At 57.2% G+C, this 15,214-nt stretch carries 19 protein-coding genes and 1 pseudogene; 8 read left to right on the top strand and 12 right to left on the bottom strand.

Annotated elements, in window-relative coordinates; genetic code table 11:
- Window positions 1–2: 2 nt before the first annotated feature.
- Complete coding sequence (locus ABOC21_RS07020) at window positions 3–275, bottom strand: PTS sugar transporter subunit IIB (RefSeq protein ID WP_041146575.1); 273 nt, start codon at window positions 273–275, stop codon at window positions 3–5.
- A gap of 77 nt (window positions 276–352) precedes the next feature.
- Window positions 353–796 carry a PTS sugar transporter subunit IIA gene (locus ABOC21_RS07015; RefSeq protein ID WP_426814043.1) on the bottom strand — a complete coding sequence of 148 codons (444 nt, stop codon included), beginning with the start codon at window positions 794–796 and terminating at the stop codon, window positions 353–355.
- 237 nt (window positions 797–1,033) lie between these two features.
- Here ABOC21_RS07015 and ABOC21_RS07010 point away from each other — a divergent pair, with 237 nt between their 5' ends.
- Window positions 1,034–2,053, top strand: a complete 1,020-nt coding sequence (locus tag ABOC21_RS07010; RefSeq protein WP_426814042.1) for a LacI family DNA-binding transcriptional regulator — start codon at window positions 1,034–1,036, stop codon at window positions 2,051–2,053.
- A gap of 4 nt (window positions 2,054–2,057) precedes the next feature.
- Here the strand turns inward: ABOC21_RS07010 and yfcD are convergent, their stop codons facing one another.
- The 4 genes from yfcD to ABOC21_RS06990 all read right to left on the bottom strand — a co-directional run bounded on the left by yfcD (window position 2,058) and on the right by ABOC21_RS06990 (window position 5,428).
- Window positions 2,058–2,612, bottom strand: a complete 555-nt coding sequence (yfcD, locus tag ABOC21_RS07005; protein ID WP_426814041.1) for an NUDIX hydrolase YfcD — start codon at window positions 2,610–2,612, stop codon at window positions 2,058–2,060.
- Between the two features lie 58 nt (window positions 2,613–2,670).
- Window positions 2,671–3,222, bottom strand: a complete 552-nt coding sequence (gene yfcE, locus ABOC21_RS07000) for a phosphodiesterase (protein WP_426814040.1) — start codon at window positions 3,220–3,222, stop codon at window positions 2,671–2,673.
- Between the two features lie 54 nt (window positions 3,223–3,276).
- Complete coding sequence (gene yfcF, locus ABOC21_RS06995; protein ID WP_426814039.1) at window positions 3,277–3,921, bottom strand: glutathione transferase; 645 nt, start codon at window positions 3,919–3,921, stop codon at window positions 3,277–3,279.
- A gap of 85 nt (window positions 3,922–4,006) precedes the next feature.
- Window positions 4,007–5,428: an aldehyde dehydrogenase family protein gene (locus tag ABOC21_RS06990; protein ID WP_426814038.1), complete on the bottom strand. Its 1,422-nt coding sequence runs from the start codon at window positions 5,426–5,428 to the stop codon at window positions 4,007–4,009.
- Between the two features lie 103 nt (window positions 5,429–5,531).
- On the opposite strand from ABOC21_RS06990, the gene ABOC21_RS06985 reads away from it, so the two are divergent.
- The 6 genes from ABOC21_RS06985 to ABOC21_RS06960 all read left to right on the top strand — a co-directional run bounded on the left by ABOC21_RS06985 (window position 5,532) and on the right by ABOC21_RS06960 (window position 10,137).
- On the top strand, window positions 5,532–6,440 hold the full coding sequence (locus tag ABOC21_RS06985) for a LysR family transcriptional regulator (RefSeq protein ID WP_426814037.1): 909 nt from the start codon (window positions 5,532–5,534) through the stop codon (window positions 6,438–6,440).
- Between the two features lie 78 nt (window positions 6,441–6,518).
- The gene (gene yfcG, locus ABOC21_RS06980) at window positions 6,519–7,148 is read left to right on the top strand and encodes a GSH-dependent disulfide bond oxidoreductase (protein WP_426814036.1); all 630 of its coding nucleotides are present in this window, start codon (window positions 6,519–6,521) and stop codon (window positions 7,146–7,148) included.
- 65 nt (window positions 7,149–7,213) lie between these two features.
- Entirely contained in the window at window positions 7,214–7,576 is a 363-nt protein-coding gene (gene folX, locus ABOC21_RS06975; RefSeq protein WP_426814035.1) for a dihydroneopterin triphosphate 2'-epimerase, read from the top strand.
- Between the two features lie 18 nt (window positions 7,577–7,594).
- Window positions 7,595–8,488 (top strand): TIGR01777 family oxidoreductase, encoded by an 894-nt coding sequence (locus ABOC21_RS06970; RefSeq protein WP_426814034.1) that lies wholly within the window; start codon window positions 7,595–7,597, stop codon window positions 8,486–8,488.
- Between the two features lie 493 nt (window positions 8,489–8,981).
- A complete protein-coding gene (locus ABOC21_RS06965; RefSeq protein WP_426814033.1) occupies window positions 8,982–9,548 on the top strand; it encodes a helix-turn-helix transcriptional regulator in 567 nt (188 codons plus the stop codon).
- 85 nt (window positions 9,549–9,633) lie between these two features.
- A complete protein-coding gene (locus ABOC21_RS06960) occupies window positions 9,634–10,137 on the top strand; it encodes a GNAT family N-acetyltransferase (protein ID WP_426814032.1) in 504 nt (167 codons plus the stop codon).
- A gap of 38 nt (window positions 10,138–10,175) precedes the next feature.
- Here the strand turns inward: ABOC21_RS06960 and hisP are convergent, their stop codons facing one another.
- The 5 genes and pseudogenes from hisP to argT all read right to left on the bottom strand — a co-directional run bounded on the left by hisP (window position 10,176) and on the right by argT (window position 14,234).
- Window positions 10,176–10,949, bottom strand: coding sequence for a histidine ABC transporter ATP-binding protein HisP (gene hisP, locus ABOC21_RS06955; protein ID WP_426814031.1), 774 nt, complete (start codon window positions 10,947–10,949; stop codon window positions 10,176–10,178).
- Between the two features lie 7 nt (window positions 10,950–10,956).
- The gene (locus ABOC21_RS06950) at window positions 10,957–11,673 is read right to left on the bottom strand and encodes an ABC transporter permease (protein ID WP_426814030.1); all 717 of its coding nucleotides are present in this window, start codon (window positions 11,671–11,673) and stop codon (window positions 10,957–10,959) included.
- Complete coding sequence (locus ABOC21_RS06945; RefSeq protein WP_095100529.1) at window positions 11,670–12,356, bottom strand: histidine ABC transporter permease HisQ; 687 nt, start codon at window positions 12,354–12,356, stop codon at window positions 11,670–11,672. The genes ABOC21_RS06950 and ABOC21_RS06945 overlap by 4 nt, the downstream gene beginning before the upstream one ends.
- Before the next feature lie 66 nt (window positions 12,357–12,422).
- Window positions 12,423–13,206, bottom strand: a pseudogene (gene hisJ, locus ABOC21_RS06940) (histidine ABC transporter substrate-binding protein HisJ).
- A 245-nt stretch (window positions 13,207–13,451) separates the two neighbouring features.
- Entirely contained in the window at window positions 13,452–14,234 is a 783-nt protein-coding gene (gene argT / locus ABOC21_RS06935) for a lysine/arginine/ornithine ABC transporter substrate-binding protein ArgT (protein ID WP_426814029.1), read from the bottom strand.
- Window positions 14,235–14,283: 49 nt separating this feature from the next.
- On the opposite strand from argT, the gene ABOC21_RS06930 reads away from it, so the two are divergent.
- Window positions 14,284–14,445 (top strand): hypothetical protein, encoded by a 162-nt coding sequence (locus ABOC21_RS06930; RefSeq protein WP_426814028.1) that lies wholly within the window; start codon window positions 14,284–14,286, stop codon window positions 14,443–14,445.
- Between the two features lie 80 nt (window positions 14,446–14,525).
- On the opposite strand, the gene ABOC21_RS06925 is transcribed toward ABOC21_RS06930, so the two are convergent.
- On the bottom strand, window positions 14,526–15,095 hold the full coding sequence (locus tag ABOC21_RS06925) for a UbiX family flavin prenyltransferase (RefSeq protein WP_426814027.1): 570 nt from the start codon (window positions 15,093–15,095) through the stop codon (window positions 14,526–14,528).
- Between the last annotated feature and the right edge of the window lie 119 nt (window positions 15,096–15,214).

The raw sequence follows: 15,214 nt of genomic DNA, 5'->3' as shown, positions 1-15,214 counted from the left end.
AGTTATTGTTTGGCGAACCACGCGCGCAGCTGCGCTTCGAGTTCATTGATGTCGATGATGTTGGTAATCACCACCAGCTGGCTTTCCGGCACGCTGGCGCTGGCGGCAATATCTTTGGCCATCACGAATAAATCTGCCGCCCCCGGCGTTGCCGATGAGAGATCGGAGTGCTCAACTTCCGCCTCTATTTCGAGCTTTTTAAGCACTTTTTTAATATTCATTTCAACCATAAAACTACTGCCCAGGCCAGAACCGCAAATCGCCATAATTTTCATTGTTATCACCTTTTTTGGGTACAGTTGATCCGCATCACGCCGGGCGTAATGGGTTATAAATCAGGTTATGAATAAGATCAGAATCGCGCGATTATCGTTTTAATCTCCTCCAGGGTTTTCGCCTGATGTAATTGCTCCATATCTTCGTCACTGGAAAATAATTCAGCCAGCGCGGATATCATCTCAATATGACTATGCTTGTCGGGTGCCGCCAGCATAATAATAATATCGACCGGGTCGAACTCTGCTGAACCAAACGACACGCCCTGCTCCAGCTTTAGCAGCGACAGGCCGAGGCCTTTAGCCCCCTCTTCCGGCCGCGCATGCGGCATTGCCAGCCCCGGCGCCAGCACATAGTACGGCCCCAGCTTCGCGTGTTGTTCCACAATCGCGGTCACGTACTCGGGCGCAATAACGCCGGCATCGAGCAGCGGCCCGGCGCAAATCTCAAGAGCCTGAGGCCACACATCCACGCTCTGGCGGAGCGTGATAGTGGCATCGAAGATCCATTTACTGAGCATTTTATCTCCCCGTCTTTTAGCAAAAGATGGGCAAACTTTATTCAAGCGCACAGCAGTTAGCTGCGACGGAGATCACAAAGATAGCGCTACCAATAGATAACATTCAAAATTGTGATAGCGCTATCAATTCGCAATCATCATATGAAAACGCAGCGAAAATGTGGATTTAAGGCGTATACTCCCTGAAACGTAACGTAATGGATGTTAATGAAAAGCGTCAGTTCAGCAGGAAGGTGTATGTCTCTAACCCGAAAACGGCGTAGTACCGGTAAGGTCACGATCGCCGACGTTGCCCAGCTTGCCGGCGTGGGTACGATGACCGTCTCGCGTGCGCTCCGCACGCCGGAACAGGTTTCCGACAAGCTTCGTGAAAAAATCGATGCCGCGGTGCAGGAGCTGGGATATATGCCCAATCTGGCCGCCAGCGCGCTGGCTTCCGCCTCCTCAAAAACGATAGCCATGGTGGTGCCTAATCTTGCCGAAGCGGGCTGCTCCGCGATGTTTGCCGGGCTTCAGCAGGTGCTGCAGCCGGCGGGTTATCAAATTATGCTGGCGGAGTCGCAGCACCGCCTTGAGCAGGAAGAGAAGCTGCTGGAAACGCTGCTGGCGTCGAACATTGCGGCCGCCATCCTGCTCAGCGTGGAACATAGCGATACCGTGCGCAACTGGCTAAACAACGCCTCGATTCCGGTGATGGAGATGGGCGCCATGCGCGCCGACCCGATTGATATGAATATCGGCATCGACAACGTTGCCGCCATGTTCGAGCTCACCGAGATGCTTATCCACCGCGGCTACCAGAATATCGGCCTGTTGTGCGCCAACCAGGAGCAGTGGATTTTTCAACAGCACCTGCACGGGTGGTACAAAGCGATGCTGCGCCACCATATGTCGCCGAATCGGGTGATTAACGCCGCGCTTCCCCCCAGCTTCTCCACCGGCGCTTCCCAGCTGCCGGAGTTTTTGCTGGCATGGCCGGAGCTGGACGCGCTGGTCTGCGTTTCTGACGAGCTGGCGTGCGGCGCGCTGTACGAGTGCCAGCGGCGACGTATTAAGGTCCCGGACGATTTGGCGGTGGTCGGCTTCGGCGATAGCGATGTCAGCCGGGTCTGCCAGCCGCCGCTAACCACGATGGCCGTACCGCATCACAAGATTGGAATTGAAGCTGGACGCGCCCTTCTGGAGCGCCTGAATGAAGGAAACTGGAGCGGCAGAAAACCCATCGTCTCCAGTTTATGCCTGCGGGATAGCTGCTAGGCGGCTACTCAGCCTCCTCCTGCTTTTCCGCTTTTGCCGACTCGTTGTTGGCATTGCGGGTCATCCACAGCGCCAGCGCTTTTAACGAGTCCGGAGTAAACTCATCGCAGCGGGCGGTGATCTCTTCCGGCGTCAGCCAGCACACTTCGCTGACCTCCTCTTCCTGCAACGCAAAGGGGCCGTGCGATACGCAGCTAAACAGGCTTCCCCAGACGCGGCAGTGCTTATCTTCGTAGTAGAACTGACCGTGGTCGGCGAAGGGAACGCCAGCAATGCCCAGTTCCTCTTCGGCCTCACGGCGCGCTGAATCCAGCAGCTGCTCGTCGGCCTGCACCACGCCACCGGCGGTGGCATCCAGCATGCCCGGCTGAAAATCTTTTATCTCGGTACGACGCTGCACCAGAATTTTGCCCATGCCATCATGAACGACAATGTAGGTTGCACGATGGCGCAGACACTGCGCGCGCATTTGCACGCGGCTGGATTGCGCTATCACCTCATTGTTTTCATTAACGATATCTACCCATTCTGTGCTTGCCAAATCGTTCTGTTCCGCCATCAGGAAACCTTACTTTTTAAAGCGCTCTTGCGGCGCGTCTTTACGGTTGGGGGGTAAATTACGGGTTAATTGCCACCTCTGCAATAACCTGATGTTCATCGAGCGCTAAAACCTGCAGCCGATCCCCTTCAAGGAGGCCGTAGCTGGCGGGAAATCCCCCTTTAGGGAGGCTCACGGAACCGGGGTTAAAGAGAAAAATATCGCCGCGTTTCTCGGCTACCGGAATATGAGTATGACCATAAACGAGGACATCGCCAGCGCAGAGCGGCGGCAATTTTTCGGGGCTGTACAGATGCCCGTGAGTCAGAAACATCCGCTGCTGTTCGGCCAGAACCTGCTGCCAGGGCGCGGTGATGGGAAAGTCCAGCAGCATCTGATCGACTTCGCTGTCGCAGTTGCCGCGTACGGCAATGATGCGCGGCGCGGCGCCGTTCAGCTTCCCGGCGACCTCCGCCGGCGCGTAGCCTTCAGGGAGAGCATTACGCGGCCCGTGGTTGAGCAGGTCACCCAGAATAATCAGCCACTGCGCCCCGCTCTGTGCGAACAGCTCCAGCACGCGCTCGGCGGCGGGCAGAGAGCCATGAATATCCGATGCAAACATCAGCCGCATTTTTTTATCTCCACGCATTACGATGCCCTATGATAGCGGAACCGCAGACGCGAATCAGCCGGCGCGTTTGGCCGACAGTGCGGCATAGCGCTGAACGGATGCGCGCTGCCACTGGAAGGCGGCGTAATCTGCCAGCCGCTCCGGCACCTCATCGCCGTTGAGCACCAGTCGGTTAAGCATCAGCGCGAGATCGGTATCGGCAATAGACCATTCGCCAAACAGATTGTTGCCGCCGTGGGCCAGCAGTCCGGAAGCGGTCTCGAAGAGTTTTTCCGCGCTCCTGCGCCCCGCCGCGCTCAGAGCGGGTTTCTTTTGCCCGGCGAAAATCACGTCGGTAGAGCGCTCTTCGCGAATGGGCAGCAGATCGCTGCGCAACCAGGCCTGAACCTGACGGGCACGGGCCCTTTTCTGCAGATCGTGGGGATAGAGCCGCTCCCACTCCGGCGGGGCAAAGCGCTCGTCGAGATATTCGCTAATCGCGGATGATTCGCTGAGGGCAAAATCGTCAACTTCCAGCAGCGGCACGCGCCGGGTGGCGGAGTATCCCTTCCAGCCCGCCTGCAGGTGCTCGCCGCTATCCAGATTGACGGTTTTCAGAGTAAAAGGCAGGCTCTTCTCCTGCAGGGAAACGTACGCTGACATCACGTACGGAGAGAAGAAATCGGCATCGGACCACAGGGTAATGACCGGCTGGCTCATGGCATCCTCAATAAGTAATGGGGCGATAAATCAACATATCCTGTCTTCTGAGGGATGTCACTTATCGCGCCATGAGGATTTTGCACTAGCCAACGAGCAGCGTTTTCGGCTCCAGGTAGGCCTGCATCCCCCATCTTCCCATTTCACGCCCCACGCCGGATTGCTTGAACCCGCCAAACGGCGCCTGCGGCTCATGTTCGAGGGTGTTGACCAGCACGCGCCCGGACTCAATCGCCAGAGCCACCTCCGTACCGCGCTGGCGATCGCCGCATAATACCAGCGCGCTGAGGCCGTACGCGGTGTCGTTGGCAAGCGCAATCGCCTCGGCCTCGTCCTGATAAGGGATAATGACCAGCACCGGGCCAAAAATCTCTTCCCGCGCTATACGCATCTGGTTATGCACGTCGCTGAACACGGTCGGTTTAACGCACCACCCTTTTTCCATGCCCTGCGGCCGGCCGACGCCGCCCGTCAGCACCCGGGCGCCCTCCTGCTGTCCCAGGCGAATATAATCCTGCACCCGCTGCCACTGCTTCTGGCTGACCATCGGGCCAATCGCGGTCCGGGGATCGCGCGGGTCGCCAGACAGATAGTCGGCTTCCACGGCCTGCACGATTGCCTGCTCAAACTCGGCCTGGCGCCGGGCGGGGAGCAAAATACGCGTCCCGGCAACGCACGCCTGCCCGCTGTTCATAAACCCGGCCGCCAGCGCCAGCGGAACCGCCTGTTGTATATCCGCATCATTAAGAATGACGGTGGGCGACTTGCCCCCAAGCTCCAGCGTCACGCGCTTGAGCGTCTGCGCTCCGCTTTCGATAATATGTTTGCCGACGGCGGTTGAGCCGGTAAACGAAATTTTTGCGATATCGGGGTGATGGTTGATAGCGTCCCCCACGATCTCCCCGCGTCCGGTGACGATGTTAAATACGCCCGCCGGGATCCCGGCCGCGTGCAGCGCTTCGCTAATAATTTGCGTCTGCCAGGCGCTCATCTCGCTCGGCTTAATCACCGCCGTACAGCCTGCCGCCATCGCCGTCGCCAGCTTGCTGCAGATAAAACCGGCATCGCTGTTCCACGGCGTAATCAATCCCGCGACGCCGACCGGCGTCATCACCACCCGGGCACGGCCGGCCTGCTCGACAAACTCAAAGCGCTCCAGCGTGGCCATCGCCTGCCTGATGGTTTGCGCCGGCCACGCCGCCATCCACTGCGAGCGGGAAGCCGGCGCGCCGTATTCCGTCACAATGGCTTCCAGCAAATCGGCTTCCCGCGCCTGAACGGCCTGATACATCCGTTCCAGCACGGCCAGACGCTCCTCCTTCGTCGTCCGTGACCACGCCGGAAATGCCGCTTTGGCCGCGGCAATCGCCCGCTGTGCATCCCGTTCGTCAGCCAGCCGAACCCGGCCAATCGTCTCTTCGGTCGTCGGGTTAAACAGCGCAAACTCTTCGCTACCGTGCGGCGTGACAAACTGGCCGTTGATATAAATTTGGTCGATGTTCAGCATAATGATTTTCCCATCTTGTTGGATATCCGGGAGTATAGGAGCATCGTATTGCCGCGATAAGCGGGTATAATCAGCACAGTCTGTTACGAAAATCGGGATAATTATGCAGCGTAGCGGTATTACTGAACTCGAAGTCCTTCTTGCCGTCGCGCATCGGCAAAGCTTTCGCGCGGCGGCCCGGGAGCTGGGCATGTCGGCAACCGCCGTCAGCAACGCCGTTGCCGGACTGGAGGCGCGTCTCAACGTACGCCTGTTTAATCGTACAACCCTCAGCGTCGCGCTGACCGAAGCCGGACAGCGCTACGTTGAGCGAATAGCGCCCGCCGTGGCCGAAATCCGGCGCGCCTCGGAGGAGGTGGCCACCCAGCCTGAAATGCCGAGCGGAACCCTGAGGATTAACGCGCCGCGCGAAAGCGTTGCCCTGCTGTTTGATATTTTCGAGACCTTCCTCAAGCGCTACCCGGCAATGCGCCTAGATATCGCCACCGAATCCCGGCTGGTAGATATCGTTGCCGAAGGCTACGACGCGGGGATTCGCCTGGCAGAATCGCTGCCGCAGGATATGATTGCCGTCGCCCTGACGCCCGACGCGCGGATGCTGATCGTCGGCACTCCGAACTATTTTGCCCAACACGGCGTTCCGCAAAATCCGGACGATCTTATGCAACACCAGGGGATTGGCATGCGTATGTCGCACGGCGGAATTTATCGCTGGGAGCTGGAGCGGGATGGGCAAAAAATGGCGCTTAGCGTTCCGCCGCGGATTATTCTTAACGAGATGCAGGCTATCCACCGCGCGGCGCTGGCGGGTATCGGGCTGGCGTTTATCTCGGACTGGTTTATTCAGGACGATCTGGCCTGTGGCAGGCTCATCAGCGTAATGGACGGCTGGTGCCCTTCTTTTGGCGGCCTGTCCCTCTACTATCCGGGCCGCCGCCATATTCCGCCCGGGCTGCAGGCGTTTATCGCCCTGGCGCGCGAAAGAGGGATTTCGGCCACCGCGGCGCGCTGAATTTATCACCCTATTCTCCCGCAATACGCCAGGTCACCTATACTCGAAAACTGGCGACCCACGACGGCGGGAGACATTATGATCGATCTTTACTACGCACCCACCCCAAACGGCCAAAAAATCGTTCTGTTCCTCGAAGAAGCGGAGCTGGCCTATCGGCTGATTCGGGTCGATATCAACAAAGGCGAACAGTTCCGCCCGCAGTTTCTCAGCCTCTCGCCGAATAATAAAATCCCGGCGATAGTCGACCACCTCCCTACCGACGGCGGAGCGCCGCTGAGCCTGTTCGAATCCGGGGCCATTCTGCTCTATCTTGCCGAGAAATCGGCAAAGCTGCTGAGCGGCGAGCTGCGCGAGCGCCACGCTACGCTGCAGTGGCTGTTCTGGCAGGTGGGCGGGCTGGGGCCGATGCTCGGCCAAAATCAGCACTTTAACTATTCGGCTCCGCAGACGGTTCCCTACGCCATTGAGCGCTATCAGGTGGAAACGCAGCGGCTATACAGCGTGCTCAACCGGCGCCTGGAGGTCAGCCCGTGGCTCGGCGGCGAACGCTACAGCATTGCCGATATCGCCTGCTGGCCGTGGATTAGCGCGCACCAGCGCCAGCGTATCGATCTCGCCAACTTCCCGGCGGTACATAACTGGTTTGAGCGTATTCGCCAGCGGCCGGCAACCGCCCAGGCATTGCTGAAAATTCAACAATATTAACCCCCTGCTCGCACGACCTGCTTTCATGTATGATTGCGGAAATGACAACACGAAGGAAGCCTGCAATGTCTCAGCCAGACGCCATTATTCGTATAAAAAACCTACGCCTGCGTACTTTTATTGGTATTAAAGAGGAAGAGATCGCTAACCGTCAGGATGTGGTGGTCAACGTCGCCATTCACTACCCGGCGGAACAATCCCGCAATAGCGAAGATATCAACGATGCGCTGAACTACCGTACCATCACCAAGCGCATCATCAGCCATATTGAGAATAACCGCTTCTCCTTACTGGAAAAATTAACTCAGGATGTGCTCGATATCGCATGCGAACATCACTGGGTCACTTATGCTGAAGTTGAGATCGATAAACTTTATGCACTGCGCTACGCCGACTCGGTATCAATGACCATGAGCTGGCGGCGGTAGGCTTCTTAGGGAGGCGCTATGAAGATTCTGCTTACTGGCGGTACCGGCCTGATTGGTCGGCATCTCATTCCCCGGCTGCTGGAGCTGGGGCATAACGTAACGGTATCCACGCGCAGCCCGGAAAAAGCCCGCTCCCGACTCGATCCCCGCGTCACCCTATGGCGCGGTTTTGACAACCAGCAGCATCTCAACGACATTGACGCGGTTATCAATCTGGCGGGCGAGCCTATTGCCGACAAACGCTGGACGGCGGAGCAAAAGCAGCGTTTGTGCCACAGCCGCTGGGATATCACGCAACAGCTGGTCGCGCTCATCAACGCCAGCGACACCCCGCCTGCGGTGCTGATTAGCGGCTCTGCGGCCGGTTATTATGGCGACCTCGGGGAGATCGTTGTCACCGAAGAGGAGCCGCCGCACAATGAATTTACCCACAAACTCTGCGCCCGCTGGGAACAGCTAGCCTGCGAAGCGCAAAGCGACCGCACCCGCGTCTGTCTGCTGCGTACCGGCGTCGTGCTGGCCTCGAGAGGCGGCATCCTTGCCAAAATGACCCCGGCCTTTAAGCTCGGCCTCGGTGGCCCTATCGGCAGCGGCAGGCAGTATCTGGCGTGGATCCATATCGATGACATGGTTAACGCTATTCTGTGGCTGCTGGATAACGACCTGAGCGGCCCCTTTAATATGGTTTCGCCTTATCCGGTACGTAACGAGCAGTTCGCCCACGCGCTTGGTCAGGCGCTAAATCGCCCGGCAATTTTTCGCGTCCCGGCATCGGCAATACGCCTGCTAATGGGTGAATCATCGGTACTGGTGCTCGGCGGCCAGCGCGCGTTGCCAAAGCGTCTGGAGGCCGCCGGCTTTGGCTTTCGCTGGTACGATCTGGATGAGGCGCTAAAAGACGTCCTTGGGTAAAGACGCCGCATTTTTAATCCCGGGAGAGGGGCCGATCTCCCGGGTCTCCCCTGATCGCCTACCGCCTGTGGAAGCTATCTCGCAGTAATCCACTCTCCTGCCGCCGTTCGTCTGGCGCCGTGAAGCTCGTTCCAACTTCCTTTCCCGCTCGCTGTCATAACGTCCCGGTGTCTGTTTTTTTAGCACAACACCGTTGACAACCGTCAACATAACGTTCAGTATCAGAGGACGCATTGATGAAGGAACATCCGGATAAACACATCAGAGCCGCCATCGAATATGCTCGCGCACGGGGGTGGATTTTTATTGCTGGCGGGAAAAGCGCGCACTGCTTCGGACGACTCAGGTGCGGGACGGCTAATCATCGTGAACACATGATGAGCATCTGGTCGACCCCTGCCGTTCCCGAGAATCACGCGAAGCAAATTATCAGGATGGTCGACCGCTGCCGTTCAACGTCGGCGGCTCGGTTTAATCATAAGGATCGCAAACTATGACCCTCTATAACTTTACCCTAACGCTATCAGGCGTTAGCGCCCATACGCCAGGCCTTGAGGACGCGTTGCATCACGCCGGCTGTACTGACGCGCTGGTTTGCTTTTACGGAACGGCGGTGTATCTGGAGTTCGATCGCGAAAGCGAATCGCTCGAACAGGCGATTCTGTCCACCATCGATAACATCGAATCCGCATCGGAGCTGAATGCCCGGGTCGAGTCCGTTGACGCTGTCCTCGTGGGCCTAAGCGACATCGCCGAACTCACCGGTCTTTCACGACAGGCCGTTGCCCTGCTGAAAGACGGAGCGCGCGGCTCCGGCAAATTCCCCGGCCCGGTGCAGCGCGTCAAGGGCAACTCGCCGCTGTGGCGCTGGAAAACCATTGTCGGCTGGCTGGTCGCGGAAGCGAGAATTGCGGCAGACTCGCCGCTGGTGGCGCACGCGGAGGTCCTCGACGGCCTGAATCTGGCCCTGCAGCTGCGGGCCTCCCGTCAGAGCGAAACCGTGATGCACTATTTTCGCGGGCTCAACAAGGCGCTACCGACCTCACCAGCCGCCGGATAACCGCCGCAACGATCGGTACAGGATCATGTTATCCGGTACTTTCTGGTGTTAAGGTGAACCTACGACCCATGGTAATGGCCCGCTTATGATTACGCTAACCACCCCGCGCCTGCTGCTCTCTCCGTTCAGCGAATCCGACTGGCCCTTTTTCCTGCGCCTGCGTAGCGATCGCCAGGTTATGCGCTTTATGGGGCCTATTCTTGACGAGGCGGCGCTGCGAAGCGTCTTCGATGCGCGCCGCGCCGCATCCGGCGTCTTCGTGCTGCGCGATAGCCGCGGCGAGGCTCTTGGCGATAACGGCCTGCGCATCAGCAGTAAAAACCCGCACGAAGCCGACGTCGGCTACGCCCTGCTGCCTGAGGCTCAGGGGAAAGGCTACGCCAGCGAAGCGCTAAAGGAGATTTGCCACTACGGATTTACCCGGCTCGGCATCAACGCGATTAATGCGTGGGTTATCGGGGATAATTCAGGCTCTTCACGGCTGCTGGAAAAGCACGGTTTCCGGCGGATCCAGATTCTGGAGAAGGCCTGGCATCTGGACGGCGTTGACTACGATGACTGGATCTATCGCCTGGAGCGCCGATCCTGATCCGGCGGGGTATTTCCCCGCCGGGAAGATCGCAGAATTTACTTCAGCGAGCCTTTGAGAAACTGCTGCAAACGCGGGCTTTGCGGATTGCCGAAAAGCTCATCGGGATGGCCTTCCTCTTCAATTTTACCCTGATGGAGAAAAATAACGTGCGAGGAGACGTGGCGGGCAAAGCCCATTTCGTGCGTCACCACCACCATCGTTTTCCCCTCTTCCGCCAGCTGCTGCATAATGCGCAGCACTTCCCCCACCAGCTCGGGATCGAGCGCGGAGGTCGGTTCATCGAACAGCAGGACTTCAGGCTCCATCGCCAGCGCGCGCGCAATGGACACGCGCTGCTGCTGGCCGCCAGAGAGATGCACCGGATATTTGATCTGCTGGCGCTCGTCGATGCCGACTTTCGCCAGGTATTTCTCCGCCCGCACCCGCGCTTCCTGCTTGCTTAGCCCCAGCACCTGAATGGGCGCTTCCATGACGTTTTCCAGCACCGTCATATGGCTCCACAGGTTGAAGTGCTGGAATACCATCGTCAGACGGGTGCGCAGCAGGCGCAGCTGATTTTTATCCGCCACCTTGAGTTGGCCATCCTTGTCGCGGACCAGGCCAATATTCTGCCCGCTCACGACAATCGTGCCTTCGCTCGGTTTCTCAAGAAAGTTAATACAGCGCAAAAAGGTACTCTTACCGGAACCCGATGAGCCGATGATGCTGATAACGTCCCCGGCTTCTGCCCGCATCGAGACACCTTTCAGTACCTCATGCTCGCCGTAACGTTTATGGAGATCGATAACGTTTAATTTATTGTCGGACATGGCGTTCTCAGTGCGTCGAAGAAGGTTTTATATGCTGCAGCCAGCGCTTTTCCGCCTTGCGGAACAGGCTAATCAGCACATACGAGATAATTAAGTACAGCACCGCGGCAATGCCGAAGGCGGTAAACGGCTGATAGGTCGCCGAGTTAATATCACGAGCAATTTTCAGCAGATCCGGCACCGTGGCGGTAAAGGCCAGCGCGGTGGAGTGCAGCATCAGAATCACTTCATTACTGTACGCCGGCAGCGCGATGCGCAGCGCGGAGGGGAGAATAATGCAGCGATACAGCTTGACCGATGAAAAACCATACGCCCGCGCCGCCTCAATCTCACCGGCGGGGACCGAACGAATCGCCCCGGCAAAAATCTCCGTCGTATAGGCGCAGGTATTCAGCGTCAGCGCCAGCACCGTACAGTTCAGGCCGCTGCGGAAAAAGGCGTTCAGCAGCTCGGTGCCTTTGACAATTTCCAGCGTGTACATACCGGAGTAAAACACCAGCAGCTGCACGTAGAGCGGCGTACCGCGGAAAATATAGGTAAAAAGCCAGATCGGAAACTGAATGTACTTATTGCTGGAGACGCGCCCGATGGCGAGAAAAATCGCCATCACGCCGCCCATCACCACCGAGGAGATTAGCAGCCACAGCGTAATGGCAACGCCGGTAAAGCGGTAGCCGTCGCTCCACAGCAGGGATTTCCAGTACTCCTGAATAATCTCAATCACAGGTCAGCCCTCTTCACGCCCACGGTATAACGGCGTTCAAGCAGCAGCAGCACACCATTGGAAATCGTTGTAAATACGAGATAAATCAGGCCGCAGACGATGGCAAAATAGAACGGCTGCCAGGTACTTTTCCCCGCCAGCTGCGTCGCTTTAACCACATCCTCCAGCCCGAGCAGCGAAACCAGCGCCGTAGCTTTCAGGATAACCTGCCAGTTGTTGCCAATCCCCGGCAGCGCATAGCGCATCATCGCCGGGAACAGGATGCGCCGGAAGGTCTGGCCGCCGCTGAAACCAAAGGCGGTCGCCGCTTCGATGTGTCCCTTCGGGACCGCGAGGAAAGCGCCGCGGAAGGTTTCCGTAAAGTACGCGCCGTAGATAAAGCCGAGAGTGATGATACCCGCAATCATCGGGTCGATATCAAACTGCGACATACCCAGCGCATCGGTGAGCGCGTTCAGCGCGATCTGCAGCCCGTAGAAAATCAGCAGCATCAGCACCAGATCCGGTACGCCACGAATTAAGGTGGTGTAACCTTCAAATACCAGCGCCAGCGGTCGATTGCTCGATAGCTTGGCGCCGGCGCCGGCCAGACCAATCAGGACCGCCAGCACAACCGAACTAAGGGCCAGCTCCAGCGTGACAAGAGCGCCCTGCAATATTACCTGTGAAAACCCGTACAGCATGCTGTCTGCCCTGTCTATCATCGACCACCGCGCGCGAAAATACGCGCGGTGGCGTACGCGTGATGGTTAGTCGCCGTACACGTTAAAATCGAAATATTTTTTCGCCAGCTTGTCGTAGGTGCCATCTTTGCGCATTTCCGCGAAGGCTTTATTCAGCGCTTCACGCAGCTCGTTGTCCTCTTTACGCAGACCCATGCCGGTGCCGACGCCAAACAGCTTCTCGTCCTTAATGGACGGGCCGCCGAACTGATAGTCTTTTCCTACCGGCTGCTTGAGGAAGCCTTCGCTAGCGGCCACTTCATCCTGGAACGCAGCGTCAATGCGGCCGGCGGTCAGGTCGGAATAGATATTGTCCTGCCCCTGATAGGAGACAATCTCAATCCCTTTTGGCGCCCAGTGTTCGTTACCGTAAGTTTCCTGGGTTGTGCCCTGCAGCACGCCGATACGCTTGCCCTTCAGGAGGGTAAGATCCGGCGTAATATCGCTGCCCTTTTTCACCACCAGGCGGGAGTCGGCAGCATACAGTTTGTCGGTGAAGGCAATTTCCTGCTGGCGTTTTTCAGTAATAGAAAGCGAAGACATAATCGCATCGATTTTCTTCGCTTTTAAAGATGGGATCAGCGCATCCAGCGGGTTCTCAACGAAGGTACATTGCGTATTGATGCGCTTACACAGGCTCTTTGGCCAGATCGATGTCAAAACCAATCAACTCACCCTGCGCATTTTTCGATTCAAACGGGGCATAAGTGGGATCTGTACCGATACGAACCTTTTGCGGAACTGCTGCGAACACCGTGGAAACGCTGGAAAGGGCCAGCGCTAAAGAAAGAGACAACGCCAGTTTTTTCATAACTATCCTCAACAAACTGTCATTCTAATGGGTTTATTAGAAGTACTTACGCCAGTTATCGTGCCACTTTTCTCCCCGATAAGGCAAAACATTCTGCGCCAGGGAGCAAATTTTTTCGCATCAGAAACGCTTAACTATGCAATTTTTGCACCAAAATGAGACCACGAGACGACCAATGCACCAACAAGGGGCGTCGATAGCTATGGCAAATCTAACAGGCCCGGTATCCCGGGCCAGCCGTGCGCTTAGTCGCCGTAAACGTTAAAGTCGAAGTACTTCTTCGCCATCTTGTCGTAGGTACCGTCTTTACGCATTTCACCCAACGCTTTGTCGAAGGCGACTTTCAGCTCGCCGTCCGTCTTGCGCAGGCCAATGCCGGTGCCATCGCCGAAGAACTGTTTGTCTTTTACGGAAGGACCGGCAAAGGCGAAATCTTTGCCGGCAGGCTGTTTGAGGAACCCTTCGCTGGCGGCCACTTCATCCTGCAGCGCGGCGTCGAGGCGACCGGCGGCGAGGTCAGAGTAGATCAGGTCCTGGTTCTGGTAGGCCACGACGTCCACGCCTTTACTGCGCCAGCGTTCGTTGCCGTAAGACTCCTGAGTAGAGCCCTGCAGCACGCCGACGTGTTTGCCTTTCAGCGACTCCAGCGTCGGCTGGATGGTGGAGCCTTTCGGCGCAATCAGGCGGGAGTCTGCGGCATAAAGTTTGTCAGAGAAGGCAATCTCCTGCTGACGCTTTTCGGTAATCGATAATGAAGAGATGATGGCGTCAATTTTCTTCGCCTTCAACGACGGGATCAGTGAATCAAAGTCACTGCCAACCCAGGTACATTTTACCTTGATACGCGAACAGAGTTCGTTACCCAAATCGATGTCAAAGCCGACGAAATCACCTTTGGCATCCTTCGAGGAGAACGGCGCGTAGGTGGCATCGGTGCCGATGCGGATGCTTTGCGGCAGCGCTGCAAAGACGCTGGAAGCACTGCTAATTCCCATAATTAAAGAGAGGGCCAGGATCGTCTTCTTCATACAATACCCTTAAGTGTCTTGATGTTGTTATGCGGTGCGTTGTTTAGTTATGTGTAGTGCCGACGTATCCTGCAGTTTTTGTGCCATTTTCTCAGTGCGTGCCGGAAACAGCGTTAAATTTGTTAATATAAAGTTGCAGAATTGTCTTGAAAGGGAAGATACCAGTATTAACGGAGAAACCGCAGCGCCGAAACGCAAAAAAACAAATTAAATGTTGAGGATTTGATCGGGGCGACAAAATTGCACCATCGGGGCGCAAAGAATCATAAAGCGCACTATTTTAGCGCACGCCTATGCCCCCTGCCAGCGGGCGAACAGGTCCTGCGGCAGAGTAATATCAAACTGATCGATCACGCGATTGACCGTCTGATTGATAACGTCGTCCAGGGTTTGCGGACGATGGTAGAAGGCCGGAACCGGCGGCATGATAATCGCCCCCATTTCCGCCGCCTGGACCAGCAGACGCAGGTGCCCGAGGTGGAACGGCGTTTCGCGCACGCAGAGCACCAGCGGACGACGCTCCTTCAGCACCACGTCCGCCGCCCGGGTCATCAGGCCATCGGTGTAGCTATGAACAATACCTGAAAGCGTTTTCACCGAGCAGGGCAATATCGCCATCCCGTCCGTTTTAAACGAGCCGGAAGAGATGCTGGCGGCGATATCGCGAGCATCGTGGACCACGTCAGCCAGCCCCTGAACTTCACGCAACGCGTAGTCGGTTTCCAGGGCCAGAGTCTGCCGCGCCGCCGGGCTCATGATCAGATGGGTTTCAACATCCGCGACATCGCGCAATACCTGGAGCAGCCGCACGCCGTAAACGGCACCGCTGGCGCCAGAAATTCCAATGATAAGTCGTTTCACGATGATTGCCCCTTGTGCCTGGTGTCGCAGACTTTGCCGGATTATCGCACCGGACGCAAGCCCGGCGGCCAGCGAACCGGATTGCGGAAAACAAAAAGCCCGCCGTCTGCAGACCGCGG

This window comes from Klebsiella sp. WOUb02 (genome assembly GCF_050058015.1).
GTDB lineage: Bacteria > Pseudomonadota > Gammaproteobacteria > Enterobacterales > Enterobacteriaceae > Klebsiella.
This window is presented reverse-complemented; position numbering and strand designations above follow the sequence as displayed.